Genomic DNA, 24,371 nt, shown 5'->3' on the forward strand with positions numbered 1-24,371 from the left:
CCTCGTCGGCATCGACCAGCCACTGGATGGTGTGTGCCTCGAGGACCGACTCGGGATGTGCGCGAGGGAGATCCACCTGTGGCGAGCGGAAGACCGGCTACGCCGAACTCGGCGATGAACGGATCGCCTGGATGCCAGACGATCCCGTGCCGATCACGGACCCTGCGATGAACTCACGCTATGGCGGGGTGACCCGCGTGGTCAGCGCACAGGAGCGCTGCTGCGTCCGTGCTTTCGTCCGCTCAACTCGGCATCGAGCGTCGCTTGCGCCGCGCGCATCTGCTCGGCGTACACCGGGTCTTGCATTCGCTGCCACATCACGTCCTCGGGTACGTCCTCGACGTGGCATGTCACCCACCAGATGTTTCCGAACGGATCCTTGATGCGTCCCCCTCGCTGACCGAACGCGCTGTCGCTCAGCTCTGTGACCACCTCGGCCCCGGCGGCGACCGACTTGGCGAACGTCTCGTCCGCATCCGGAACGAACACACGCAGCAGACTCGGCATGGTCGGCCACTCCGGGCGGCGGTCGAAGGCCAGGACCACTGTGTCACCGACCCGGATCTCTCCGTGCCCGATCGACCCGTCCTCGGTCTCGACCCGGGCGAGTTCCTCGCCGTCGAAGGCCCGCGCGACGAAGTCCAGGAAAGCGCGGGTGTCGTCGGTGACCACCCAAGGGGCGACGCTCGTGTAGCCGGCCGGGGCGGAGTTGCGCTGTTCGGACATGGGCGGTTCCCCCTCGACGCTGTTTCCCTGCGGTCGTGGGCAACGCTATGTACGAAAGAGGTCGGATTCGGTCCTCGATGCTGCGGTTTCGGAATCTGCGATCCGAAAGACTGCGCGAGGACGAGGAACGTCAGGACATCGCAGCGTGGGTCGGCAGTCGTCGAGAGACCGGGGTCACCGGGGGCGCAGCCCGCGAGATGCCGATACACGCACTCCGCGGCCCTTTCCGAACGAAAAACGAGGCCCCGATCTCTTTCGAGTTCGTGACCTCGTTCGTGTGCAGTTCGTTGGAACTGCTCCTGGTGGGCGAAGGGGGACTTGAACCCCCACGTCCCGAAGGACACTGGCACCTGAAGCCAGCGCGTCTGCCATTCCGCCACTCGCCCGAGCAACGCAGAAAACAGTAACACAGCTCCTAATCAAACAACGATTCGCCTGGTCAGGGCGAAAACGGAGCCTCACGGGACCCCTGCGCAGTACCGATCGGAACACGCGCGGGGTGCCGCCCGGTCCAAACGTGGAAAAAGTGGATACCATGCAGTTGCACGATCTGCATCACGACACGCGGAGACCTGAAAGGGGGTCGCAATGGGCATCGCCCAACGATTCGAACGCAAGCTTCAGTCCGCTATCGGCGACGCTTTCGCCCGCGTGTTCGGCGGCGGCGTGGTTCCTCAGGAAGTCGAAGCTGCGCTGCAGCAAGAGGCGACCGACGGCGTCCAGCAGCTCGATCGAGGCCATACCCTGGCCCCGAACAAATACGTGATCACCATCAGCGAATCCGATCATGAGGCCCTCGCTGCCGACCGGGACTTGACTGTCAAGGCCTTCGCGCGTCACCTTGATGACTTCATCCGTGAACAGGGATGGCAGACGTACGGTGACATCCAGGTCGTCTTCGAGTCGTCGTCGGCACTGCACACAGGGCAGTTCCGGACTCGCGGCTCGGTTGATCCAGATGTGGGGCGCTCAGCGGCGCGCGCCCCGGCTCCGCGGAACCCGCAGATCCGCCCAACAGTGACACCCGAACCAGGAGTTGGCCCCATGACGCAGAACCCCGGCTACGAACCGAGCCGTGACCCCGCCGAGGCGGAACCGCAGTACGCACGCAACGGTCACGCGCACGTCGGCCAGGATCAGCGTTACGCACAGGGCTACAACAACGGCGCGGGCTACGCAGGTAGCCAGGCCTACAGCGACCCGCAGCAGGGCGGTTACGACAACCAGCCCCAGGGTGGCTACGGCGACCCGGCCCAGGGCGGATACGACCAGCAGGCCTACAGCGATCAGAACTACGATCCGCAGGGCTACCAGCAAGGCTATTCCCAGCAAGGCGGCTACGACCAGCAGGGCGGTTACGACCAGCAGGCCTACGGCGCGCAGCCCCAGGCATACAGCCAGGACTACGGCCGCGACGGCGCTCAGCAGTACGGGCAGCCCGGCTACGACGATCGTTACCAGGCTCCGCAGCCGCAGGGCGGCGGATACGACCAGGGCTACGCCGACCAGGGTTACCAGGCTCAGCCGTACGGCCAGCAGGGCTACGCCGAGCCGGCATACGACCAGGGCTACGCGGCAGCAGAGCCGGCGTACGACCAGGGTTACGCGGGAGGTGGCTACCAGTCCCCCGCCGCCGGTCGTGTGCTGACGGCCACCCTGCAGCTCGAAGACGGCAGCGGCCGGTACTACCAGCTCCGTGAGGGCAGCAACATCATCGGTCGCGGGCAGGACGCACAGTTCCGCCTCCCCGACACCGGTGTCTCGCGTCGTCACATCGACATCCGCTGGGACGGGCAGGTCGCGATGCTTTCCGATCTCGGATCCACGAACGGCACCACCGTCAACGGCGCGTCCATCCAGGACTGGCAGCTGGCCGACGGCGATATCGTCCGGGCGGGCCACTCGGAAATCCTTGTGCGCATTCTCTGAGCTGCGGATATCCAGGGCCTACGGGGTCCGTCGACACCGTCCGACGCGTGTACTGCGCGTCGGACGCTGTATCGAGTCGGCCGTGTCCGTATTGTGAGTGACCGCAGCGCACCGGACGGCATATGCCGGTCGACCGAGCCGAAGGAGGATGAGCCGTGCAGGGGTTGATTCTGCAACTGACCCGGGCGGGTTTCCTCCTCCTGTTGTGGTTGTTCGTGTGGTCCGTGCTGCGCAGTCTGCGGTCGGACATCTATGCGGGAACTGCTCGACCGTTGCCTCGGTATTCGCCGAAGCAGTCGATGCTCCCGTCGCTGGGCCGCAACAAGACCGCCAAATATCTCGTGGTGACCCACGGTGCGCTCGCAGGCACCCGGATCACCCTGGGCACCCAGCCCGTCCTCATCGGCCGCGCCGACGACTCGACGCTGGTGCTGACCGACGACTACGCCTCGACCCGGCACGCCCGGTTGTCGCCGCGGGGATCCGACTGGTACGTCGAAGACCTCGGGTCGACCAACGGCACGTATCTGGATCGTGCGAAAGTCACCACCGCTGTCCGCGTCCCTCTCGGTACGCCTGTCCGAGTGGGTAAAACCGTGATCGAGCTCCGCCCGTGACCCTTGTATTGCGTTATGCCGCCCGCAGCGACCGCGGCCTCGTCCGATCGAACAACGAGGACTCCGTCTACGCCGGCGCACGTCTGCTCGCGCTTGCCGACGGTATGGGCGGGCATGCGGCCGGTGAGGTCGCCTCCCAGCTGATGATCGCCGCGCTCGCGCATCTCGACGACGACGAGCCCGGTGGTGACCTCCTCGGAAAGCTCGATTCCGCGGTCCGTGAAGGCAACGCCTCTATCGCCGATCAGGTGGACGAGGAACCCGAACTCGACGGGATGGGCACCACCCTCACGGCCATCCTGTTCGCCGGAAGCAAGCTCGGACTCGCGCACATCGGCGACTCCCGCGCTTATCTGCTGCGCGACGACCAGCTCACCCAGATCACCCGTGACGACACGTTCGTGCAGTCGCTGGTGGACGAGGGTCGTATCACTGCCGAGCAGGCCCACACCCATCCCCAGCGTTCGCTCATCATGCGCGCCCTGACCGGCGCCGAGGTCGAGCCGACGCTGACCGTCCGCGAAGCGCGGGCCGGCGACCGCTACCTGATCTGCTCGGACGGCCTGTCGGATGTCGTGAGCGACGAGACGATCGCCAACACGATGCGCGAGGGCACCCACGACGAGTGCGCCGACCGGCTCATCGAACTGGCGTTGCGCAGCGGTGGCCCCGACAACGTCACCGTGGTCGTCGCCGACGTGATCGACCTCGACTACGGGCAGAGCAAGCCGATTGTCGCCGGCGCCGCGTCGGGCGACAACGACGAGGACACTCCCCCTCCGAACACCGCTGCCGGACGCGCCGCCGCGATGCGCCCGCCGCGCGCCGCTCCGAAGCGTGTGATCGTCCAGGCGCCCGAGACGCCCCCGAAGAAGCGCAGCCGACTGTGGTGGCCCGTCGTCATCCTCGCGCTGGTCGCGCTCCTCGCGGCCGGCTTGGTCGTCGGCCGCCAACTCGTCCGCAACAACTACTACGTGGGCGACAACAGCGGAGCGGTGACCGTCCTGCGCGGCCTGCCCGGAAACGTCTTCGGGTATTCGCTGCAGGAAGCCGCCCTCGTCGGATGCCTCACCGACGACGGCACGCTGACCCTCACCGCACCCGGTGATGCGCAGTGCCGGGTCATGCTCGTCGACGATCTGTGGCCTGCCGCGCGTGAACAGGTTCGCGCGGGCTTGCCGTCGGGCTCGCTCGAGGACACGAGCGCTCAGATGGAACGTCTCGCCGAGATGGATCTGCTGCCCGTGTGCTCCGTCGAGGAAACACCCCCGACCGAACCCACTCCGGCACCGCCGGCGACTCCGGCACCCGGAACGGACGGCACTGCCGCACCCGGCGTTCCTCCCGCCGAAGCTTCTGCGCCGGCACCACCGGCACCCGGGGTCGACGGTCAGCCGCTCCCCGCGCCCGAGACGACCGCGCCCGAGGTACCGGCGGCACCTCCTGCGCCGCCCCAGATACCCGGCCAGAACTGCAGGGTGGGCGCCTGATGTCGGTGACCCATGGCGCGGGGGCCTTCCCAAGTCCCCCGGGTGGCTTCGCTCCGGCACCGGTTCAGTCGACAGGTCGTAATACCGAACTTCTCCTGATCCTGGGTGCCATCGGCATCACCACGGTGTCGCTGATACTCGTCGAGGCGAGCCTCGAGCAGACGATCACCCCGGATCTCCTGAAGTACGGCGTGACGTACGCGGCGCTGTTCCTCGTCGCGCATCTCGCCGTGCGCCGGTTCGCCAAGTACGCCGATCCGTTCCTGCTGCCGATCGTGGCGTTGCTCAACGGACTGGGCCTGGTGCTCATCCACCGGCTCGACCTCGCCGACCAGGAGAACGCCCGCTACATGGGGGTGGAAGCGTCGTCACCCGATGCCACCCAGCAGGTGCTGTGGACCGCGCTCGGAATCGTGCTGTTCATCGCGGTCCTCGTGTTCCTGCACGACTACCGTCTGCTCGCGCGGTACAGCTACACCCTCGGCCTGATCGGACTGGTCGCGCTCGCGATTCCGGCGCTGCTGCCGTCCCGGTTCTCCGAGGTCAACGGCGCGAAGATCTGGATCAAGCTGCCCGGATTCAGCATTCAGCCGGGTGAGTTCGCCAAGATCCTGCTGATCATCTTCTTCGCGTCGGTGCTCGTCGCGAAACGCGATCTGTTCACCACCGCCGGCAAGCATTTCCTCGGCATGGACTTCCCCCGGGCTCGTGATCTCGGCCCGATCCTCGCGGCCTGGGTTCTCTCCATCGGTGTGATGGTGTTCGAGAAGGACCTCGGTACGTCGCTGCTGCTGTTCACCACCGTTCTCGTGATGCTGTACATCGCGACCGAACGCGTCGGCTGGCTGGTGATCGGCTTCTCGCTGCTCGCGGTCGGGTTCTATTTCGCGTACCAGATGTTCGGCCACGTCCGGGTGCGTGTCGAGACGTGGCTCGACCCGTTCGCCGATTACAACAACACCGGCTACCAGATCTCCCAGTCGCTGTTCGGTCTCGCGACCGGCGGTGTCGCGGGTACCGGTCTCGGAAGCGGACGGCCGATCCAGGTGCCGTTCGCGAAAACCGACTTCATCGTCGCCACCATCGGTGAGGAACTCGGGCTCATCGGGCTCGCCGCCATCCTGCTGCTGTTCCTGATTCTGGTCATCCGGGGCCTTCGCACCGCCCTGGCGATCCGTGACAGCTTCGGCAAGCTCCTCGCCGCCGGCCTGTCGTTCACCCTGGCGGTCCAGCTCTTCGTGGTGGTCGGAGGCGTGACGAAGTTGATCCCCCTGACGGGCCTGACCACACCGTTCGTGTCGTACGGCGGTTCGTCTCTGCTCGCCAACTATCTACTCCTGGCACTGCTGATGAAGATCTCCCATGCTGCCCGCGAGCCTGTGGTTCCGCGGAAGAAGGCCACGCCGATCGCGGACGCGCCGACGGAAATGTTGGGGCGCGAATGAACGGTCCGCTTCGTAAGGTTGCGATGGCGGTGATGTTCATGGTCGTCGCTCTTCTCGCCAACGCCACGTATGTGCAGGTCATCGAGGCCGATGACCTGCGCACCGATCCGCGCAACTCCCGCGTGCTGATCGACGAGTACTCCCGTCAGCGCGGTCAGATCGCCGCAGCCGGGCAGGCGCTTGCCGTCTCGATCCCGACCGACAGCCGCTACAAGTACCTGCGTGAATATCCGGCGCCGCCGAATCAGCCCATGAGCCCGCTCGCCTACGCGCCCGTCACCGGCTTCTACTCGATGCAGTACGGCAGCACCGGACTCGAGCGCTCCGAGGATGCGCTGCTCAACGGGTCCGACAACCTGCTGTTCGGCCAGCGACTGTTCGATCTGGTCTCCGGACGCAATCCCCGTGGCGGCAACGTCGTCACGACGATCGACCCCGTCATGCAGCAGGTCGCCTACGACGAACTGACGAGCAGGGGCTACACCGGTTCGGTCGTCGCGATCGAACCCAGCACGGGCCGGATCCTGACCATGGTGAGCACGCCCAGTTACAACCCCAACCGTCTCTCCGGACACGACGGGGCGGCGACGTCGGCGGCGTGGGACGAACTCAACGCCGATCCCGACAAGCCGATGCTCAACCGTGCGATCTCGCAGACCTATCCGCCGGGGTCGACCTTCAAGGTCGTCGTCACGGCCGCGGCCCTCGAGTCCGGCGTCACCCCGGACACCCAGCTCACCGCTGCCCCGAACATCACCCTGCCCGACACGGCGACCACCCTCGAGAACTACGGTGGTGCCGCGTGCGGTGGCGCACCTACGGTGACGCTGCGTGAGGCGTTCGCGCGGTCGTGCAATACCGCCTTCGTCGAAATGGGCATCGCCACCGGGCGGGAAGCCCTCGTCGACCAGGCCGAAGCGCTGGGAATCGACGAAAACATGGAAGTGCCACTGCCGGTCGCGACCAGCACCATCGGGCCCATCCCGGACGGGGCCGCTCTGGGCCAGACGAGCATCGGGCAGCGCGACGTGGCGCTCACCCCGCTCGAGAACGCGTCGATCGCCGCGACCATCGCCAACGGTGGTGTCCGGATGGAGCCGTATCTCGTCGAGCGTCTGCAGGGCCCCGATCTCGCGGTGCTCGAGGAGACCACACCGGAGTCGCTCGGCCAGGCCATTGCGCCGGAGGTCGCCGCGACCCTCACCGACCTGATGGTGGGTGCCGAGGACTTCGCCGGAGGCCAGGGCATCCCCGGTGTGAAGATCGCGTCGAAGACCGGGACCGCGGAGCACGGCAGCGATCCTCGCAACACCCCGCCGCACACGTGGTACATCGCGTTTGCGCCGGCGCAGCAACCCACTATCGCCATCGCGGTGATCGTGGAGGACGGTGGCGACCGTGCACTCGCCGCGACCGGCGGCTCAGTGGCCGCGCCCATCGGACGAGCCGTGATCTCGGCCGGGTTACAGGGAGGCTGACATGGCTTTGAGCAACGGCGCCATGATCGCCGACAGATATCGACTCCAGCGCCTCATCGCGACCGGCGGCATGGGACAGGTGTGGGAGGGACTCGACACCCGGCTCGACCGGCGCGTCGCGGTCAAGGTGCTCAAGGCCGAACTCTCGGGCGACGAGGACTTCCTCGCGCGCTTCCGGTTCGAGGCGCGCACCACCGCACAGCTGAACCACCCGGGCATCGCCGGGGTGTTCGACTACGGCGAGACCACCGACACCGAAGGCCAGTCCATCGCCTACCTGGTGATGGAACTGGTCCACGGCGAACCGCTCAACGCGGTGCTTTCGCGGGTGGGCCGGCTTTCGCTTCCCCACGCCCTGGACATGCTCGAGCAGACCGGGCGTGCGCTGCAGGCCGCGCACAATGCCGGTGTCGTGCACCGCGACGTCAAGCCCGGGAACATCCTCATCACGCCCACGGGGCAGGTGAAGATCACGGACTTCGGCATCGCGAAGGCCGTCGACGCGTCTCCGGTCACCCGCACCGGCATGGTGATGGGAACCGCCCAGTACATCGCCCCGGAGCAGGCTCTCGGGCAGGAGGCGACCTCCGCGAGTGACGTGTACTCGCTGGGCATCGTCGGCTACGAGGTGCTGTCGGGTCGCCGCCCGTTCCTCGGCGACAGCGTGGTGACGGTCGCGATGAAGCACGTCCAGGAGACACCGGCTCCGCTGCCGAACGATCTCCCGGCCGAGGTGCGCGAACTCATCAGCATTGCGATCTCGAAGGACCCGCTCCAGCGCTATTCCAACGGCGGCGAGTTCGCGAACGCGGTGGCCGCGGTGCGCTCGGGCCGGGCTGCGCCTCCGCCCGGCAACGTGCCGCCGGTGACCAGCGCGAATCGCGTCCTGCCGCCCGGGGTTCCGGGCACCTCGGCGCCGACTGCCGCCACGCGCGCGCTCGATCCGAATCAGTACTACTCCCCGACCGCCTACACCCAGCCGCAGACCGGTGCGCTGCCCCCGACAGCGGGACAGCCGCCCGTCTCGGGACCGCCGACGACGGGTGGGCCGGCCGGCGACGGTGACGGCGGCAAACGCGGGCCGAGCCCGACTGCCTTGGCGTGGGCCGCGGGTGCGGCGATCCTGCTCGCCCTGGTGACGCTGGGGATCGTCTTGTTCGGCGGGGACGACGAGGGAACGCGAACACCCGGACCGTCGCCGACGACCCAGATCACGACGACCCGTCCCTCGACGACCACGACGACGCGGCCCCCTCGGACCACCACGATCACCCAGGAAACCGTGCCTGCCCCGGCCCCGGTCGAGACACCGACTTTCGACGCACCCACCACGACCGTCCCGCCGACCACCACGGTGCCGCCGACGACGGATGCTCCCACCACGACCGTCCCCACAACCACGAACGCGACAACCACACCCACCACGACCACGGTGACGGCGCCGGACGCCGGCGAGACCGACGGTGAGGCGGACGGAGACGCAGACGGCGGGGACCCAGATCCCGAAGCCAGCAACGGTACGAACAACGCACCGCCGGACACCCAAGGAACGTCATGACCACACCGCGCAAGCTCTCCTCTCGGTACGAGCTGGGTGAGATCCTCGGCTTCGGCGGCATGTCCGAGGTACACCTCGCGCGGGACACACGGCTCGGCCGGGACGTGGCGATCAAGGTTCTGCGTGCGGATCTCGCGCGCGATCCCACGTTCTATCTGCGTTTCCGTCGCGAAGCACAGAACGCCGCGGCGCTCAATCATCCCGCGATTGTCGCGGTCTACGACACCGGCGAGGCCGAGACCGATGCCGGGCCGCTGCCCTACATCGTCATGGAGTACGTCGAGGGCGACACCCTGCGCGACATCGTTCGCCGCGACGGCCCGATGGCACCCAAGCGCGCGATGGAGGTCATCGCCGACGTCTGCGCGGCGCTGGACTTCAGCCACCGCAACATGATCGTGCACCGGGACGTCAAGCCCGCGAACGTCATGATCAACAAGGCCGGGGCCGTGAAGGTCATGGACTTCGGCATCGCCCGTGCGTTGTCGGACGCCGCCAGCCCCATGACGCAGACCGCCGCCGTGATCGGTACGGCCCAGTACCTGTCGCCCGAGCAGGCGCGCGGCGAGCAGGTCGACGCGCGGTCGGACGTGTATTCCGTCGGCTGCGTGCTGTTCGAAATCCTCACCGGCGAACCGCCGTTCAAGGGCGACTCTCCCGTGGCGGTCGCATACCAGCACGTCCGGGAGGATCCGCCGCTGCCGTCGTCGGTGAATCCGTCGATTCCGCACGAGCTCGACTCGGTGATCCTGAAGGCGATGGCGAAGAATCCCGCCAACCGCTACCAGTCCGCAGCCGAGATGCGCAGCGACCTGATCCGGGTACTCAACGGTCAGCGACCCAGCGCTCCGATGGTGATGACCGACGAGGACCGCACCACCCTGCTCGACTCCGCGGATACGAATCCGGGACGGCACGCGCGAGTGGCGCCGGCCGCCCCGGCGGGTGCTGCGGGGAGCAGTGATTCCGGTGGAGGCGGCGGGTCGGTCACCAAGCGCGTGCTCCTCGGTCTCGTCGCGCTGGTGGTCGTGGGCATCGTGGGTGTGTTCCTGTGGTCGCTCGGTCCCGGTTCGACCGCCGCACAGGTGGCGGTCCCCGATGTCCGGAACCTGACCTCGGATGTGGCGGAGAACCAGCTGCAGGACGCCGGTTTCCGGGTGTCGATCCAGCAGAAGAACGATCCGGTGGTGGCACGTGGCAACGTCATCAACACCCGGCCCGTCTCGGGTACGCAGGTCGAAGAGGGATCGACCGTGACACTCGAGGTGTCGAGCGGGCCGGAGCAGGTGCAGATCCCCCGCCTCACCGGAATGTCGCAGCAGCGGGCCGCGCAGGAGCTCGCCGCCGTGGGTCTGCGTCTCGGCTCGGACGTGCAGCGAGCGCCGTCGGACGCCGACGATGTGGATCTCGTGGTCGGACAGAGCCCGGCCGCGGGCGCGAGCATCGAGCGTGACGGCGAAGTCACCATCACGCTGGGAAGCGGACCGGAACAGGTTCGGGTGCCCAACGTGGTCGGTCAGGCCACCGCCGTGGCCACCGGCAACATCGAAGGTGCCGGCTTCGAGGTCGTCGTCGAGCAGGTCGACTCGAGCGAGCCGGACGGCACTGTGGTGTCGACGAGCCCCGCGGGCGGCGCGTCCGCAGCACAAGGGTCGACGGTGACGATCAAGGTCTCCAACGGTGACCGCGTCGAGATGCCGGTGGTCACCAACCGCTCGGTGTCGGAGGCGCTGTCGGCGCTGCGGAGCGCCGGGTGGACCGGCTCCGCGTCGGATCTCGTGCAGACTCGTGAAGCCACGCTGTCCCCGGACCTGGTGGGCACCGTGATCACCCAGGCGCAACCTCCGGGCTCGGAGATTTCCAAGACCCAGACGATCACGATCGGTGTCGGAGTTCTCGGTATCCGCTGATCGCTCCCGCCTGACGACGAAGGTCCCGGACATCATGTCCGGGACCTTCGTCGTAGTGCGTGCGGGTCAGGCAGCGCCACCGTCGAGCGCGCGTGCCATTTCGGCCTCCAGCTGCGCGACGAGAGTCTCCTCCGGCGCCTCGCCGCACATCCCGAGCCAGTTCGCGAGCATCCGGTGACCACCTTGGGTGAGCACGGACTCGGGGTGGAACTGCACGCCGTGGATCGGCAACTCGGAGTGGCGCAACGCCATGATGACGCCGCTCTCGGTGTGACCGGTCGCCTCGAGCTCGGCGGGCATGGTTTCGGGAAGGACGGTCAGCGAGTGGTAGCGCGTGGCGGTGAAGGGACTGGGCAGGCCCGCGAGAACACCGGTGTCGTTGTGCCGCACGACGCTGGTCTTGCCGTGCAGCAGTTCAGGGGCCCGGTCGACCGTCGCGCCGAAGGCGACCCCGATCGACTGGTGTCCCAGACATACGCCGAGCAGCGGAGTGCTCGTGTCGGCGCACGCCTTGACGAGGTCGATGCTCACGCCCGCACGCTCGGGGGTGCCCGGTCCCGGGCTCAGCAGCACACCGTCGAAGTCCTGGGCGACACGGGCCAGGGCGCCGGGCGCGGTGAGCCGGTCGTCGTCGTTGCGCCACACGTCGGCCGTCGTGCCGAGCTGCCCGAGATACTGGACCAGATTGAAGACGAAGCTGTCGTAGTTGTCGACGACCAGGATGCGCATGCCACGAGAGTACCCACAGGTCAGCGGGCGGGCGCGCCCCCGGTATAGGCGGGAACGGACTTGTCGTCACCCGCGGTCTGCGTGTAGCCCAGCCCGTAGCGGGTCGCGTACTGCTTGTACAGCCGGATACCCGGTTCGGCCCCGAGGGCAGCCTCGAGACGCGAGCGGTCGCCGAGGGCGGTGATGACGTAGGGCGGGGAATACGTGCGGCCGTGGAGCAGCAGAGTGTTGCCGATACAGCGCGGCGCCGACGTCGCGACGATCCGCTGGTCCTGCATCGAGATGGCCTCGGCGCCGCCGGCCCACATCGCATTGAGCACGCTCTGGACGTCCTGCTGGTGCACCACGAGGTCGTCCGGCGACGCACCGGACGGATACTTACCGTCGGCGTCGCGCGACGCATCGGTGAGGGTCACCGTGATCCCCGGTCCGCGCAGAGCCGTCTGCCCCGCCGGATCCGCGACGGCGGAAAGTTCGTCGAGCACGGACGCGACGTCGCCGTCGGTCGCGGCGACGCGGGCCTGCACCTGCGCGACCTGCTGGGCGAGGTCGTCACGGGTGGTCGCGAGGTCGTCGGTTCCGGATTGTGCGGCCCGGACCAGATCGGACAGGCGCGGCGAGTCACCGACGCGGAGTTCGTTGCCGTCGGAGACGCCGCGGGTGGTACCGATCAACAGACCGCCCACGAGGCACACGGCCAGGGTCGCGGAACCCCAGGCCACTCGACGCGGCCGCCACTCGGACACCTCACCCCTCCGTTCCGGCCTTACGTTAGCGTGAACAGGACAGCGTTAGCGTATACAGCACAGGTAGCTGCCCAACTTACTCCGCTCGTCCGGCACGGGCGGAGTCGCAAGAACGAGGACACGATGCCCAAGTCGAAGGTACGTAAGAAGGACGACAGCGCGGCCCCCAGGACGGTGAGCCGCACACCGGTGAAGGTGAAAGCTGCGCCGTCGAGCACCCTCTACGTGTCGGTGATGCTCGGCCTCATGATCATCGGTTTGCTGTGGCTGGTGGTGTATTACCTGGCCGCAGAACAGATTTCGTGGATGAATTCGCTGGGTGCCTACAACTTCCTCATCGGATTCGGGTTCATGGTGGCCGGGCTCGTCATGACGATGAGATGGCGCTGAAATCGCGCCTCGTTCTGTGGATTACATCTTTGTTATTCATCCCCACCTGGGGATAACCCTGTGTACAAAGCGATGTGAGGGCTGACGTGAGCGCCGAGAACACACCACGGTGGTCCACTCCGCCCGGCGCCGTCGTGGCCCTTGCTGCCGGAGGCGTCGCGCTCGCGGTGGCGGCTGCGACGGCGGTCGATGCGGCCGGACGTGTCCTCGTGGGGGTCGCGGCCGCACTGGTGCTCGCATTCGCTGCCTCCGCCTGGCGCCAGCGTCCCCGCCTCGAGGTTCTACCCGAATCCTCGGGACTCGCCGTGACCCGGCTGACGGGACGACGCGAGTACCCGGCCGCGGCGCTGCACCGCGTGCGACTCGTGGAGTATCCCCGCATGGGCAGGCGGGTGCCCATGCTGGAAATCGACACTATTGATCCTCGCGACGGCTCCGAGAGCCTGATGATCTTCGGTCGCTGGGATCTGGGAGCCGACCCCCGCGAGGTGCACGAAGCACTCGGCGCGCGGGGGCTGGCACCCGATCACAAGCCCAGCTGAGCCCGTAAGCGAAGAACCGCGACCACGACCACCGCCACGACGAGGATGGCGACCGCACCGAGTGCGACCCATCCCGTGCGAGTCGCCCGCGCGCGATCGTTGCCCGCACGGAGCGATTGCGGCCCGTACAGCAGTGCCGCGGTGGCGGCCGCACCTGCCACCAGCCCGCCGAGATGTCCCCACAGGGAGATCCCCGGGATCGTGATGCTGATGACCACATTCAGCGCGACGACCGCCAGCACCGGAGCGGGACTGCGGCGGAGCCTCATGAGGATCACCGCTTGGGCGCCGAGCAATCCGAAGACCGCACCGGACGCGCCGGCCGTGACGGCCCCCGTCTGCAGGAGCATCACCGCGGCGGAACCGCCGAGGATCGAGATCACGTACACCGACAGGTAACGGGCGCGGCCGAGAACCAACTCGGTGTCGCGGCCGATGATCCAGAGCGCGAACATGTTGATCGCGAGATGCATCAGGCCGAAGTGCAGGAATCCACTGCCGATAATCCGGATGTAGTCACCGTTGGCGGCGATCGCCGGCGGCCACAGAGCCCAGTCGAGAAACAGCGGTGACGACCGCTCGTTGTTCATCACGCTGCCGGACTGTGCGGCCGTGACGAGGAAGACCAGGACGTTCAGCGCGATGAGCGTGTACGTCACGATCGGGGTCGTCTTCGCCGAACGTGCGGGCGCACCCGCGATGGTCCGGGCCTGCGGGGTGGACCGGGCGGCCTCGGCGACACAGTCCACGCAGTGCTGGCCGACCGCGGCCGGACGCAGGCACTCGGGACAGTACGGACGCCCGCATCGAGTGCAGGTGAGCAGAGTGGGGCGATCGGGGTGGCGGACGCACCTCGGCTGGGGCTGCCGGCCACCACCCTCGGCCGCAGGACCCCAGCCGGGGTTCGTCATGGCACTTCTCTCAGGAGATGGTGATGCTGTTGATGACGACCTCGTCGACCGGACGGTCGGCGCGATCGGTGCTGGTCGTGGCGATCTCGTCGACGACCTTCTTCGAGTCGGCGTCCACGACCTCACCGAAGATCGTGTGGCGACGGTTGAGGTGCGGCGTCGGGCCGACGGTGATGAAGAACTGCGAGCCGTTGGTGCCCGGGCCCGCGTTTGCCATGGCGAGCAGGTAGCCGCGGTCGAACTGCAGTTCGGGGTGGAACTCGTCACCGAACTGGTAGCCCGGGCCGCCGCGACCGGTGCCGGTGGGGTCGCCGCCCTGGATCATGAAGCCGTCGATCACGCGGTGGAACACCGAACCGTCGTAGAACGGTCCGCTGGACTCGCCCTTCGCGTTCGCGGACTTGTATTCCTTGGTGCCGGTGGCGAGTCCGACGAAGTTTTCCACGGTCTTCGGGGCATGGTTGCCGAAGAGCGCGATCACGATGTCTCCGCGGTTGGTGTGGAGGGTGGCGGTTGCTGTCTGATTCGGTGACGTCATTCCCCTATGGTGCCATTCCTGGCTTCGGGGCCTACGCGGTCCTTCCCCTGTCGGCACCGCACGACAGACGGGAACACGTGCTGCGGTATGGAAGAGTGGGACGTATGACGAAGGTGAGCGACTCCAGCACCCGCAGCGGTTCCCTCCCCGACCTCGTATATCCCCTGGCACAGACGGGAAGCCTGAGCGACGCCCTGCATGTCGCCGGCGAGGGCGCGGTCACCCTGGCGCAGGGATCCGCGGCGGCAGGCCTCGTGCTCTCCCGCCAAGGGCTGGAACTGACGAAGAATGCCGTCGAGCGGGTGCAGGATGCACGTCGGGACAAGGCCGCGCTCGCCGCCGCACCTCGTCGGCGCACAGCGCCCCGCCCGGGACGCAAGGCACTCGTCACGACGGGCGCGCTCGCCGCGGTCGTGCTCGGCGCACTCGCGTTGTACCGGAGTCGTCGGCCGGCGCACCCGCCGATCGCGCCGGAACCCCCGCGCGTACGTCCGGCGGCAGGCGACACCACTCCCGCCACCGACTGATCCTGTCGGCGGGCACCTCTCTGCCGAGTGCCCGCTCGGAGTCCCGCACTCGTGCGGGAGCCCGGCTCACCGGTGGGCGGGCATCCCCGGGACAGGGATATCCGGCACGACCGGCGGGTCAGCGGGCATGCCACCGTATTCGCGTTCGGCGCTGCGTATCTCGTGATCGACAATGCGGCACGAGACGAAGTACAGAAGCACGACGAGTGCGAGAAGAACGGGTACGGACGCAAGTAGGGCCATGGTCGCCTCCAGTTCGATCCGAAGATCGACGAGGGTTGACGGGCGGACGCGTCGGCGGTGACTACTCGAGAGTAGGCCTGTATCGCGCACCCGGCATCTCGAGACACCGCAGCCCCGGGTGATCTGTTTCACACCTGCGGTGCACGTCCTGCGATTACTCACCGGTATCGGTCCGTCCAATCCTGTGACGTGCGACACAGAAGGGTGAATACTCGCCGGTAGGCAAGCCCTTCTGGAGGCAGACATGGCAGAAACGCGCGTCACCGAACAGCAAGCCCGTGAGGTCGCCGAAGAAGCACGAGAAGCGGACTGGACGAAACCGTCGTTCGCCAAACACCTCTTCCTCGGCAGGTTCACCCTCGATCTCGTCCATCCCTTCCCCCGTCCCACACCCGACGAAGACGCCCGCACCGAAAAATTCCTCACCTCGCTGCGGAACTTGTGCCGGGACATGAGCGGCCCGACCATCGAGCGCGAGGCACGCATTCCCGACGACTACATCCGCGGGTTGGCGGAACTCGGGTGCTTCGGCATGAAGATCCCCGAGGAGTACGGCGGCCTGGGCCTGTCGCAGGTCGCCTATAACCGGGCGCTCATGCTCGTCGCGTGCGTACACCCCAGCCTGGGAGCGTTGCTCTCGGCACACCAGTCGATCGGTGTACCCGAACCGCTGAAACTGGCGGGCACCCCGGAGCAGAAGAAGCGGTTCCTGCCGCGCTGCGCGCGCGGCGCGATCTCGGCGTTCCTGCTGACCGAACCGGATGTCGGTTCCGACCCCGCACGACTCGCCACGAGTGCGGTTCCGGTCGAGGACGGCCGGGCGTACGAACTCGACGGCGTGAAACTGTGGACGACCAACGGTGTGGTCGCCGAGTTGCTCGTGGTCATGGCGCGGGTCCCCAAGAGCGACGGGCATCGCGGCGGTATCTCCGCGTTCGTCGTCGAAGCCGATTCGCCCGGCATCACCGTCGAACGCCGCAATTCCTTCATGGGCCTGCGAGGCATCGAGAACGGCCTGACCCGCATGAACAAGGTGCGCGTGCCCGCCGAGAACCTCGTCGGACGCGAAGGTGACGGCCTCAAGATCGCCCTCACGACACTCAACGCCGGACGGCTTGCCATCCCGGCGATGTGCGCCGGAGCCGGCAAGTGGGCGCTCAAGATCGCCCGCGAGTGGTCGGAAGCCCGGGTGCAGTGGGGCAAAGCACTCGGCGAACACGAGGCGGTGGCCGCCAAGATCTCGTTCATCGCGGCGACCTCCTACGCACTCGAGTCCGTGGTCGAACTGTCCGGCCAGATGAACGACGAGGAGCGCAACGACATTCGCATCGAGGCCGCGCTCGCGAAGTTGTGGGCCAGCGAGATGGGCTGCGCCATCGCCGACGAGTTGATCCAGATCCGCGGGGGCCGCGGCTACGAGACAGCCGAGTCGCTCGCCGCACGCGGTGAGAGAGCCGTGCCCGCAGAACAACTCGTCCGGGACCTGCGCATCAACCGCATCTTCGAGGGCTCGAGCGAGATCATGCGGCTACTGGTGGCCCGAGAGGCAGTCGACGCACATCTCCGTGCCGCCGGCGACCTGATCGACCCGAAGGCGTCTCTCGAGACCAAGGCGCGCGCCGCGGCGAAGGCGAGCGGCTTCTACGCCAAGTGGCTGCCCTCGCTGGTGGCAGGAAAGGGCCGCCTTCCCGGAGCTTTCACCGAATTCGGCATCCTCGCACCACATCTCCGGTTCGTCGAACGTAGCTCGCGCAAACTCGCCAGGTCGACGTTCTACGGCATGGCCCGGTGGCAGGGCGGTCTCGAGAAGCGTCAGAACTTCCTCGGCCGCATCGTCGACATCGGTGCCGAACTGTTCGCGATGTCGGCCAGTTGTGTGCGCGCCGAACGTCAACGCGCCGACGGCCATCCGGGTGCCGATGCCGCATACGAACTCGCCGACGCCTTCTGCCGGCAGTCCCGGCTACGGGTAGAGGCACTGTTCGACGGATTGTGGAGCAACACCGACGATTCCGACCGGAAGCTCACCCGCGGTGTCCTCGACGGTCGCTACAGCTGGCTCGAGAACGGCATCCTGGATGCGAGTGAAGGAACAGGCCCGTGGATCGCGGAATGGACACCGGGCCCGTCCACGGAAGAGAACGTGGCTCGCCGGATCATCGACACCAGAAACGTCGTGTAGGCGCAGAACCACAACGGCCCGCCCTCGTGACGAGGGCGGGCCGTTGCGTTCGGGGTCGCGTCAGAAGGCGCCGCAGTTGGACGGCGCGGGAGCGTCACGCAGACGCGCGTCGAGGTACTGGACCGCGGTGGGCAGCCCGGTGAGCAGGGGTACCGCGTGGTTGATCACGAAGCCCGGCAGGATCGGCGGCGTGAGGTTCGCGTCGAACTGGACGGTGGCGCCGTTGTCGCACCAGTCCAGCGCAAGCTGGCGACCCTGCCCGTAGGGAACCGTGTCGTCCTGCGTGCCGTGCTGGAGAAGCACCGGGATCTGCGGGGTCAGGCGGCCGATGCGCTGCTCGTCGATCGCTTTCTGGACCTGGGGAAGCCGGCCGACCACCACGTCGAGAGGTTCACCGGTGCGCGTGAAGTCTTCGGTCCGCTGGAACGCAACAGTGGCAACGGTTTCCGGAACACACTGGTTCGCCACCGCGGCGAGCATGGCGCGGCCGCGGTCGTTGATCTCGGCCTCGACCTCGGAGCGAATCTCCGGGTATGCCTCGATCAGCCCGTTGATCGTGTAGCCCACGGCGCCGGTGAGGAGCGTGCCGTCGATCTGCTTCAGCGTGGCCAAGAGATCGGCGGGAGGCGCACCGACGTAGGCGCCCTTGAGGTTCAGTTCCGGGGCGTACGTGGGAGCGAGTTCGGCTGCGGCCCCGCTCGCACCGCCACCCTGGGAGTATCCGTACAGCCCGACGGGACTGTCGGGGGTAAGGCTCGTCCCGGGAAGATTCAACGCCGCCCGGACCGAATCCAGCACCGCGTACGCCTCGGCAGCCCTGTTCACGTACGTGTGGTGCCCGGGAGTCCCGAGTCCGTCGTAGTCCGTCACCACCACCGCGATGCCCTGGAGCAGCAACGCATTGATCGACAGCAATTCGTACTCGGTGAACAGATCGAGCGGCGGGTTGTACTGCACCAGCGCACCGAGATTGCGCGACGGAGCGCACTGGTCGCCCTGTCCGTGCGTGCCGACCGCCACCGCGACGAGAGGGCGAGGTCCCTCACCGTTCCACACGGTCGACGGCTCGAGGTACGTGCCGCTCACCGCATTGGGTGCGCCCTTCGCATTGTTCGAGCGGTACAGCAACCGCGTCCCCTGCGCGGGGAACACACCGTCCCCGGTCGGAACCCGGATGGCAAGATCGGACGGTTCGCTCCGGAGGATGTCTCCCGGGCTTCCCCCCTGCTCCAGCGCGGGCGGCGTGTAGAAGTCGCCCTCGGCGTGTGCCGTCGCCGGCGCCGCCAGAAGTCCCCCCACGAGCGCTGCGGATGTCAACGCCGCTGCCGCCCACTTCCGGGTGCTGCTCGTTCCCATATTTCCTCCACCACATCCCGGACCTAGGCGTGCCTTCGGTCACATGGTACGGACTGTAACACGTACATTACCGACCGGTAAGGCGATGCCCGGGCGCAGGACACGAGGTGAGACGGCCCCGGAAACCCGGTCGCGGAAGCTCGGTGCGTGCTCGGTTTGCACCCGCAGGAAGGGATGACAGTTGCGCGACGACCGGTATGTGGTATGTCCTGATCATGACGATCGGGGTCGCGGCGCGGCACAACCACACGGAGTGGTGCCGGTAGCAAGATGGACCCGGATCGACAGACGAGGGGAGAGTCATGGCAATCGGGGTGGGGCTCCGAATCGGAAGGGTCGTGTCCACAGCGGTGGTCGCGTCCAACGAACCCGGCACTCCCGACCCGGTGGTCATCGCCCGCGACACCGTTCTCCATATCGGCCGGGACGACTCGACCTTTCTCGGTGGCTCCGCGCGGGCCGACGACGAGGTCCGGACGCTCAGCGGTTTCCTCTCCCGCGTAGGTGACCCCGCAGGACTCTCGGCGAGCGACGGGCGCGTCTACCGCGCGGAGGACGCCATGGCGACGGCCATCCACTGCCTGCTCACCGAGTGCCATCCCCTGCCGACGTTCGGCGGTATGGACAGGGACAGCGACCCCGGATACACCGCCACCTACCCCTCCCACTGGGACCCCGCGACCGTCGCAACCCTCCGATCCGCGCTCGACTTCGCCGATCTCCGGCACGTCGATCTGGTGTCGGACGCGCAGGCTGCGGCCACCTGGTATGCCTCCGAGATCTCGGAAACGCCCGGTCAGCTCGTCGGGGTTTATCACGTCGACGACGTGGGTTCGACTGTGACGCTGGTGCGCTCGGGTGTCCCCGTCGGCAAGGCATTCCGGGTTCCCGTCAAGAACGCACCGTCACCCGCAGCCCAACTCGCGTCGGCACTCGGTTCGTTCGGATGGTTGTCGGACAATCTCGACGCCGTGGTCGTCATGGGTGACGGACTCGTCGCGCGTGATCGCTCGCATATCCAGGAGATCGCCAACAGCCTCGCGACCAAGCTGATGGTGCGTAGTCTCGTCGGACCGGGGCCCGAGCAGACCGCGGCGCTCGGCGCGGCGATTCTCGCCGCTGGTTTCACTCCGGCGCGCGAGACGAAGAAGACCCGGATCGGTCTGCCGCCCTCCTACGATGAAACGGACGTGCTCACCGGTGGCCTCGCACGTCTGAAAGCCATCGAGGATCTGTACGAGACGGAGAACTCCGCCGCTGCGGTCGCGGTGACGGTAGAACCGGACACCGCAACCCGCCAACCTCCCCAGCCGCTGCGAAGCCAGGCCGACACCGTGCGGATAGCCGCTGTCGTGCTGCTGGCGGTGCTGGTCGTCGTCGTCGCCGTCGCAATCCTGATCTGAACCCGCGCGGAATCCCGATCACGGTCGGGATCTAGCGAGGACTTCCGTCTCCCCCGTCGGCGATCGACGCCAGTTCGGCCGCGTCCTCCGCACCGAACTTCTCCTCGAGCGATTCCGGTGAGTAATCGAGATCGATCTCCTCCACCGGGCGACCGCGAGCAGATTCGATGGCGCCTAGACGCCGCTCGGCCCGGTCGGCGGCGTAGGAGACGAATTCGTCGGGATCCAGCCCGTACGGCTGCTCGTCGAACTGATCGTTGACCCACCCGATCATGCCGAGTGCCATCGGAAGCAACTCGTTCATACGCTGTTGCACCACAGCCCAATTCGAGTCGTCTGCCGCGACGTGCCGCCGGCAGGTGAAGGTGCCCCACGCCATGTGCCGGCGCTCGTCGTCACCGATACGCCGGACCAGTTCCTGCATTCCGGGAAGGATGCCGCGCGTCGTGCAGACCTTCTGCCACGCGTAGTAACCGGTGAGCGCGAGGCTCCCCTCGATCACATGGTTGTAGGTGACGCTCGCGCGTACCTGGTTGGCCGGCGACGGATCGGACTCGAGCAGTCGCAGCGCGTTCGGCAATTCGTCGTAGAAGAGCTGCCGGTAGAACGGATTGTCGGCCACATAGGGGTGGAGGTCGGAGGTGAGCCCCACCGAGTCCATCCACAGCCGGAACACCTGAAGATGCTTGGCCTCCTCGAAACAGAACTGCGTCAGATACATCTCGTCGCCGATCCGCCCCTCGGCCTCCATCGCGCGCACGAACGGCTGGATGTCCTGGGTGACGGCTTCTTCTCCCGCGGCGAACTGCGCGACGAGGAACGTGGAACTGCGGCGCTGCTCGGAGGTGAGCGCCTGCCAGTCGGCGGCGTCGCGCGAAAAATCGAGATCCGCGGGATCCCAGAATTTCGCGTTGCCCTTCGCGAAGAGTCGGAGCGGGAAGGCGTCCCAGTTGAGGCCGCCTTCCCGCAGCGACGCGAACCCGAGACGTGTCTGTGTGCTTCCGGTCACACCCCGAGGGTAACCCCACCCCGGGCGTCCCGGAAGCATTCGTCACCGGCACGTCCGGCGCGAGTTCACCCGGCCAGGAGCGTGTCTCCCGGATAGCCCTCCGGACCGAAGCCGGGTGGAACGACGAACACCGCTGATCCGACGGGGGTGATCCACGGATTGAGCGCATCGTGCTCGGCGAGGCGCTGCTGTACGGGGACGAACTGACGGTCCACGTCGACCTGGTACGCCGCGAACAACAGCCCTGCACCGTCGTCGTCGTAGTTGTATCCCCGACGCAGGAATTGCTCGTCGGCGGTCCGTGGCCGCGCCCTCGCCACGTGTGACTCCGGTGGGATCACCGGAATCCCGTACCGGTCAGTAGCCTCGAAATCGGCGTCGTCATGCTCCTCGGTGCCGGTGAGAGGAGCACCGTTCGACAGGGTCCGGCCCACCGCGAGCTCTCGTGCGGGCCGGTCGAGTTCGTCCCACGTGTCGAGTTCCATCCGGATCCGGCGAAACACGAGCGACGTTCCGTCGCGCAGCCATTCCGGTTCACCGGGGTTCCACACCTGCCGCCCGAAGTCCGGGCTGCCGGGCGCCGGATTGACGGTGCCGTCTACCTGGCCCATCAGATTCCTCATCGTCATCCCGTCGGGCCTGGTGCCCACGGCATGCCGGAATCCCCGCTGTACCCAGCGCACGGTGGTCAGCGATCGCACGTTCTTGGTCAAGGTGCGCGTGGCGTGGGAAACCACCACGGGATCGTCGGCACACACCTGCAGCACCAGGTCGCCACCCGACCACCGGTCTTCGAGGCGATCCACCGCGAACTCGGGAAGGGGACGTAACCACGCCGGACGCCGGTCGGCCAGTCCCGCGGCGTCGAACACCGCCGGTCCGAATCCCACGGTGATCGTGAGCCGGGCCGGATCCACCGCGAGTTCCGGTTCGGTGTCCCCCAGCGCGGGCCGTCCGGCAGTGAGGCGCCGTATGTCCTCCGCCCACACCTTCATGATTCCGGCCAGGCCCGCACGGTCGACACCGCTCGCGAGATCGAGTGCGGCGAACGAGGCGAACGCCTGCGGCGGTGTATCGATCCCGGCTTGGTGACGGCCGTGGGGGTCGATTGTGGCCGCACCCATCCGCTCGGGCGTCCGGGATGCCACGGCCGCGCCACCACCGACCGCCGCGAGACCCGCAGCCCCTACGGCTGCCAGACCGCCACCGAGGAGATGACGGCGGCTGAGCTCAGCCACCGTGACCCGCCCCGGTTGTCGCCGGCTCGTACTCCTCCTGTGCCCCTGCGAAGTCGCGGACCTGAGCGGTGAAGTCCTTCACGGATCCGTCCTCGAATTCCAGGGAGAAGGTGACGTCACTGCCGGGCCTGATCGGTTCGACGATGTCCATGAGCATCAGGTGGTCGCCGCCGGGAGCGAGGCTGTGGGTGCTTCCGGCTCCGATCACGAGACCGTCGGCCATTTCGCGCATCACCATCGCGCTTCCCCCGTCCGGGGCCATCTCGTGCAATTCGGTACGGCTCGCGCTCGGGCTCGATACTGCGACCACGTGCAGGTCCGTATCGGCCGTGTTGGACAACTCGGCAAAGGCGCCGGTCATGCCCGCGTCGGCGGCCTTGACCCAGGCATCGGACACCGTCAGCGCCTCGGCGGCGGTGGGCGGCGCATCGGTCGATCCGCAGGCGGTGAGCACGGCCAGAGCAGCGGCAACTCCCGCAACGGCCACGGTACGAACAGTTTTTCTCGTCATCGGTAACTCCAGGAAAGTGGGTTGGCGCGCGAGGGCGCCGACCGCCGTAGGAACGGTGGTCAGGGAGGGAAAAGGAGGTCAGACCGTGACGAGCGGTGGTCCACGGGTCGAGACTCCCGTGGCGAAGACCTGCATCCGGCGCACCGCGGGGCGGTACCCCACGGGGAGTGCGGCCCGAACGGGCAGAGAGGAGGAGGGTCCGTGGATCGCGGCGATGCGGCGCACCGCGTTCAGTGCGAGAGCGCTACCCCGTTCTGCGCCGCGTATCAGGGCGGACGCAACGAGGACCGCTGCCAGGTGAGCAGCAAGCATGCCCGGACCGGGGAGATGAAAGTGGCCGCTGCCCAGCGACAGTGCGATATGACCGAAGACCTGCCCGGCGAGGAGTAGCGGTACGACCGCCAGCCGGGTACCCGCCGCGACAGCGCCCGCGATCACGGCGACGGAAAGAAGAACCGTGAGGGCGGTAGTGCCCGGATATGCGCCCTCCGCAACGGCGTGCGCGACGATCGCGACCACCCCACAGGTGCCACCCACGAAGCCACCGCGCATGCGCGCGAGAAGCTGAGGGTCGGCGGCCATGCCCCCGATGATACGTCTAGTACTACAGAGCGTCGTATGTGATGCAGCACTGTCGCGCCGGGTTTCACGTGAAACGCACGCAACACGCAAGTACGACGAAACCCACCCCCTGAACGGAGGTGGGTTTCGTGTTGCTGTGGAGCCTAGGAGATTCGAACTCCTGACATCTGCCTTGCAAAGGCAGCGCTCTACCAACTGAGCTAAGGCCCCGTACGCCGACTAGCGACTGGGTACCTCGTGCCACTCGTCCTCACTACGCAGCATGCGAGCAAGTCCGACTACCGCCAGAAAACCAGCTCCCACAGCGATCA

Annotated in this window: 23 protein-coding genes and 2 tRNA genes; 13 read left to right on the forward strand and 12 right to left on the reverse strand. The window is 67.3% G+C overall.

All coding sequences use genetic code 11. The annotated features are described in order from the left end of the window. Positions 1-201: 201 nt before the first annotated feature. Both HF877_RS09275 and HF877_RS09280 read right to left on the reverse strand, forming a co-directional pair. A complete protein-coding gene (locus HF877_RS09275; RefSeq protein ID WP_169620868.1) occupies positions 202-726 on the reverse strand; it encodes a VOC family protein in 525 nt (174 codons plus the stop codon). Between the two features lie 300 nt (positions 727-1,026). Beyond that, positions 1,027-1,112: transfer RNA gene (locus HF877_RS09280), tRNA-Leu, on the reverse strand. 202 nt (positions 1,113-1,314) lie between these two features. Between HF877_RS09280 and HF877_RS09285 the strand changes: the two genes are divergently transcribed. The 7 genes from HF877_RS09285 (at position 1,315) to pknB (ending at position 11,153) form a co-directional block, all read left to right on the forward strand. Further along, the gene (locus HF877_RS09285) at positions 1,315-2,655 is read left to right on the forward strand and encodes a DUF3662 and FHA domain-containing protein (protein WP_169620869.1); all 1,341 of its coding nucleotides are present in this window, start codon (positions 1,315-1,317) and stop codon (positions 2,653-2,655) included. Between the two features lie 155 nt (positions 2,656-2,810). Further along, entirely contained in the window at positions 2,811-3,272 is a 462-nt protein-coding gene (locus HF877_RS09290; RefSeq protein WP_169620870.1) for an FHA domain-containing protein, read from the forward strand. Then, positions 3,269-4,762: a protein phosphatase 2C domain-containing protein gene (locus tag HF877_RS09295; RefSeq protein ID WP_169620871.1), complete on the forward strand. Its 1,494-nt coding sequence runs from the start codon at positions 3,269-3,271 to the stop codon at positions 4,760-4,762. The genes HF877_RS09290 and HF877_RS09295 overlap by 4 nt, the downstream gene beginning before the upstream one ends. Continuing rightward, on the forward strand, positions 4,762-6,207 hold the full coding sequence (locus tag HF877_RS09300; RefSeq protein WP_169620872.1) for an FtsW/RodA/SpoVE family cell cycle protein: 1,446 nt from the start codon (positions 4,762-4,764) through the stop codon (positions 6,205-6,207). The genes HF877_RS09295 and HF877_RS09300 overlap by 1 nt, the downstream gene beginning before the upstream one ends. Beyond that, positions 6,204-7,685, forward strand: coding sequence for a penicillin-binding protein 2 (locus HF877_RS09305; RefSeq protein ID WP_169620873.1), 1,482 nt, complete (start codon positions 6,204-6,206; stop codon positions 7,683-7,685). The genes HF877_RS09300 and HF877_RS09305 overlap by 4 nt, the downstream gene beginning before the upstream one ends. A gap of 1 nt (position 7,686) precedes the next feature. After that, positions 7,687-9,243 (forward strand): serine/threonine-protein kinase, encoded by a 1,557-nt coding sequence (locus HF877_RS09310; RefSeq protein ID WP_169620874.1) that lies wholly within the window; start codon positions 7,687-7,689, stop codon positions 9,241-9,243. Continuing rightward, a complete protein-coding gene (gene pknB / locus HF877_RS09315) occupies positions 9,240-11,153 on the forward strand; it encodes a Stk1 family PASTA domain-containing Ser/Thr kinase (RefSeq protein ID WP_169620875.1) in 1,914 nt (637 codons plus the stop codon). The genes HF877_RS09310 and pknB overlap by 4 nt, the downstream gene beginning before the upstream one ends. Before the next feature lie 66 nt (positions 11,154-11,219). On the opposite strand, the gene HF877_RS09320 is transcribed toward pknB, so the two are convergent. Then, the gene (locus HF877_RS09320) at positions 11,220-11,882 is read right to left on the reverse strand and encodes an aminodeoxychorismate/anthranilate synthase component II (protein WP_169620876.1); all 663 of its coding nucleotides are present in this window, start codon (positions 11,880-11,882) and stop codon (positions 11,220-11,222) included. 20 nt (positions 11,883-11,902) lie between these two features. Beyond that, positions 11,903-12,628, reverse strand: coding sequence for a DUF881 domain-containing protein (locus HF877_RS09325; RefSeq protein WP_169620877.1), 726 nt, complete (start codon positions 12,626-12,628; stop codon positions 11,903-11,905). Positions 12,629-12,751: 123 nt separating this feature from the next. Here HF877_RS09325 and crgA point away from each other — a divergent pair, with 123 nt between their 5' ends. Beyond that, positions 12,752-13,018, forward strand: a complete 267-nt coding sequence (gene crgA, locus HF877_RS09330; protein ID WP_169620878.1) for a cell division protein CrgA — start codon at positions 12,752-12,754, stop codon at positions 13,016-13,018. An 86-nt stretch (positions 13,019-13,104) separates the two neighbouring features. After that, on the forward strand, positions 13,105-13,560 hold the full coding sequence (locus tag HF877_RS09335) for a PH domain-containing protein (RefSeq protein WP_169620879.1): 456 nt from the start codon (positions 13,105-13,107) through the stop codon (positions 13,558-13,560). On the opposite strand, the gene HF877_RS09340 is transcribed toward HF877_RS09335, so the two are convergent. After that, complete coding sequence (locus HF877_RS09340) at positions 13,545-14,471, reverse strand: rhomboid family intramembrane serine protease (protein WP_169620880.1); 927 nt, start codon at positions 14,469-14,471, stop codon at positions 13,545-13,547. The genes HF877_RS09335 and HF877_RS09340 overlap by 16 nt on opposite strands. A 10-nt stretch (positions 14,472-14,481) precedes the next feature. Then, positions 14,482-15,009 carry a peptidylprolyl isomerase gene (locus tag HF877_RS09345; protein ID WP_169620881.1) on the reverse strand — a complete coding sequence of 176 codons (528 nt, stop codon included), beginning with the start codon at positions 15,007-15,009 and terminating at the stop codon, positions 14,482-14,484. Positions 15,010-15,113: 104 nt separating this feature from the next. Here HF877_RS09345 and HF877_RS09350 point away from each other — a divergent pair, with 104 nt between their 5' ends. From HF877_RS09350 to HF877_RS09360, 3 genes are all read left to right on the forward strand, one after another. Beyond that, on the forward strand, positions 15,114-15,536 hold the full coding sequence (locus HF877_RS09350; protein ID WP_169620882.1) for a hypothetical protein: 423 nt from the start codon (positions 15,114-15,116) through the stop codon (positions 15,534-15,536). 27 nt (positions 15,537-15,563) lie between these two features. Further along, complete coding sequence (locus HF877_RS09355; RefSeq protein WP_169620883.1) at positions 15,564-15,773, forward strand: hypothetical protein; 210 nt, start codon at positions 15,564-15,566, stop codon at positions 15,771-15,773. A 250-nt stretch (positions 15,774-16,023) separates the two neighbouring features. Further along, positions 16,024-17,961, forward strand: coding sequence for an acyl-CoA dehydrogenase family protein (locus HF877_RS09360; protein ID WP_169620884.1), 1,938 nt, complete (start codon positions 16,024-16,026; stop codon positions 17,959-17,961). 60 nt (positions 17,962-18,021) lie between these two features. Here the strand turns inward: HF877_RS09360 and HF877_RS09365 are convergent, their stop codons facing one another. Then, positions 18,022-19,317: a lipase family protein gene (locus HF877_RS09365; protein WP_169620885.1), complete on the reverse strand. Its 1,296-nt coding sequence runs from the start codon at positions 19,315-19,317 to the stop codon at positions 18,022-18,024. Positions 19,318-19,619: 302 nt separating this feature from the next. Between HF877_RS09365 and HF877_RS09370 the strand changes: the two genes are divergently transcribed. Beyond that, positions 19,620-20,720: a hypothetical protein gene (locus HF877_RS09370; RefSeq protein ID WP_169620886.1), complete on the forward strand. Its 1,101-nt coding sequence runs from the start codon at positions 19,620-19,622 to the stop codon at positions 20,718-20,720. 31 nt (positions 20,721-20,751) lie between these two features. On the opposite strand, the gene HF877_RS09375 is transcribed toward HF877_RS09370, so the two are convergent. The 5 genes from HF877_RS09375 to HF877_RS09395 all read right to left on the reverse strand — a co-directional run bounded on the left by HF877_RS09375 (position 20,752) and on the right by HF877_RS09395 (position 24,270). Then, positions 20,752-21,729: a R2-like ligand-binding oxidase gene (locus HF877_RS09375; RefSeq protein ID WP_169620887.1), complete on the reverse strand. Its 978-nt coding sequence runs from the start codon at positions 21,727-21,729 to the stop codon at positions 20,752-20,754. Between the two features lie 65 nt (positions 21,730-21,794). After that, the gene (locus HF877_RS09380) at positions 21,795-22,967 is read right to left on the reverse strand and encodes a Dyp-type peroxidase (RefSeq protein WP_169620888.1); all 1,173 of its coding nucleotides are present in this window, start codon (positions 22,965-22,967) and stop codon (positions 21,795-21,797) included. Further along, a complete protein-coding gene (locus tag HF877_RS09385) occupies positions 22,960-23,478 on the reverse strand; it encodes a copper chaperone PCu(A)C (RefSeq protein ID WP_169620889.1) in 519 nt (172 codons plus the stop codon). Before HF877_RS09385 ends, HF877_RS09380 begins: the two co-directional genes overlap by 8 nt. A 78-nt stretch (positions 23,479-23,556) precedes the next feature. Next, the gene (locus tag HF877_RS09390; protein WP_169620890.1) at positions 23,557-24,060 is read right to left on the reverse strand and encodes a hypothetical protein; all 504 of its coding nucleotides are present in this window, start codon (positions 24,058-24,060) and stop codon (positions 23,557-23,559) included. 137 nt (positions 24,061-24,197) lie between these two features. After that, positions 24,198-24,270: transfer RNA gene (locus HF877_RS09395), tRNA-Ala, on the reverse strand. Between the last annotated feature and the right edge of the window lie 101 nt (positions 24,271-24,371).

It is taken from the genome of Rhodococcus sp. BL-253-APC-6A1W (genome assembly GCF_012843405.1).
Lineage (GTDB): Bacteria > Actinomycetota > Actinomycetes > Mycobacteriales > Mycobacteriaceae > Rhodococcus.

What these genes read in the sequence shown, in the direction of transcription:
- HF877_RS09300 (WP_169620872.1), top strand. Translation starts at nt 4,762, where the DNA reads ATGTCGGTGACCCATGGCGCGGGGGCCTTCCCAAGTCCCCCGGGTGGC.
- HF877_RS09350 (WP_169620882.1), top strand. Translation starts at nt 15,114, where the DNA reads ATGACGAAGGTGAGCGACTCCAGCACCCGCAGCGGTTCCCTCCCCGAC.
- HF877_RS09285 (WP_169620869.1), top strand. Translation starts at nt 1,315, where the DNA reads ATGGGCATCGCCCAACGATTCGAACGCAAGCTTCAGTCCGCTATCGGC.
- HF877_RS09275 (WP_169620868.1), bottom strand. Translation starts at nt 726, where the DNA reads ATGTCCGAACAGCGCAACTCCGCCCCGGCCGGCTACACGAGCGTCGCC.
- HF877_RS09310 (WP_169620874.1), top strand. Translation starts at nt 7,687, where the DNA reads ATGGCTTTGAGCAACGGCGCCATGATCGCCGACAGATATCGACTCCAG.
- HF877_RS09320 (WP_169620876.1), bottom strand. Translation starts at nt 11,882, where the DNA reads ATGCGCATCCTGGTCGTCGACAACTACGACAGCTTCGTCTTCAATCTG.
- HF877_RS09340 (WP_169620880.1), bottom strand. Translation starts at nt 14,471, where the DNA reads ATGACGAACCCCGGCTGGGGTCCTGCGGCCGAGGGTGGTGGCCGGCAG.
- HF877_RS09385 (WP_169620889.1), bottom strand. Translation starts at nt 23,478, where the DNA reads ATGACGAGAAAAACTGTTCGTACCGTGGCCGTTGCGGGAGTTGCCGCT.
- pknB (WP_169620875.1), top strand. Translation starts at nt 9,240, where the DNA reads ATGACCACACCGCGCAAGCTCTCCTCTCGGTACGAGCTGGGTGAGATC.
- crgA (WP_169620878.1), top strand. Translation starts at nt 12,752, where the DNA reads ATGCCCAAGTCGAAGGTACGTAAGAAGGACGACAGCGCGGCCCCCAGG.
- HF877_RS09360 (WP_169620884.1), top strand. Translation starts at nt 16,024, where the DNA reads ATGGCAGAAACGCGCGTCACCGAACAGCAAGCCCGTGAGGTCGCCGAA.
- HF877_RS09370 (WP_169620886.1), top strand. Translation starts at nt 19,620, where the DNA reads ATGGCAATCGGGGTGGGGCTCCGAATCGGAAGGGTCGTGTCCACAGCG.
- HF877_RS09305 (WP_169620873.1), top strand. Translation starts at nt 6,204, where the DNA reads ATGAACGGTCCGCTTCGTAAGGTTGCGATGGCGGTGATGTTCATGGTC.
- HF877_RS09365 (WP_169620885.1), bottom strand. Translation starts at nt 19,317, where the DNA reads ATGGGAACGAGCAGCACCCGGAAGTGGGCGGCAGCGGCGTTGACATCC.
- HF877_RS09390 (WP_169620890.1), bottom strand. Translation starts at nt 24,060, where the DNA reads ATGGCCGCCGACCCTCAGCTTCTCGCGCGCATGCGCGGTGGCTTCGTG.
- HF877_RS09345 (WP_169620881.1), bottom strand. Translation starts at nt 15,009, where the DNA reads ATGACGTCACCGAATCAGACAGCAACCGCCACCCTCCACACCAACCGC.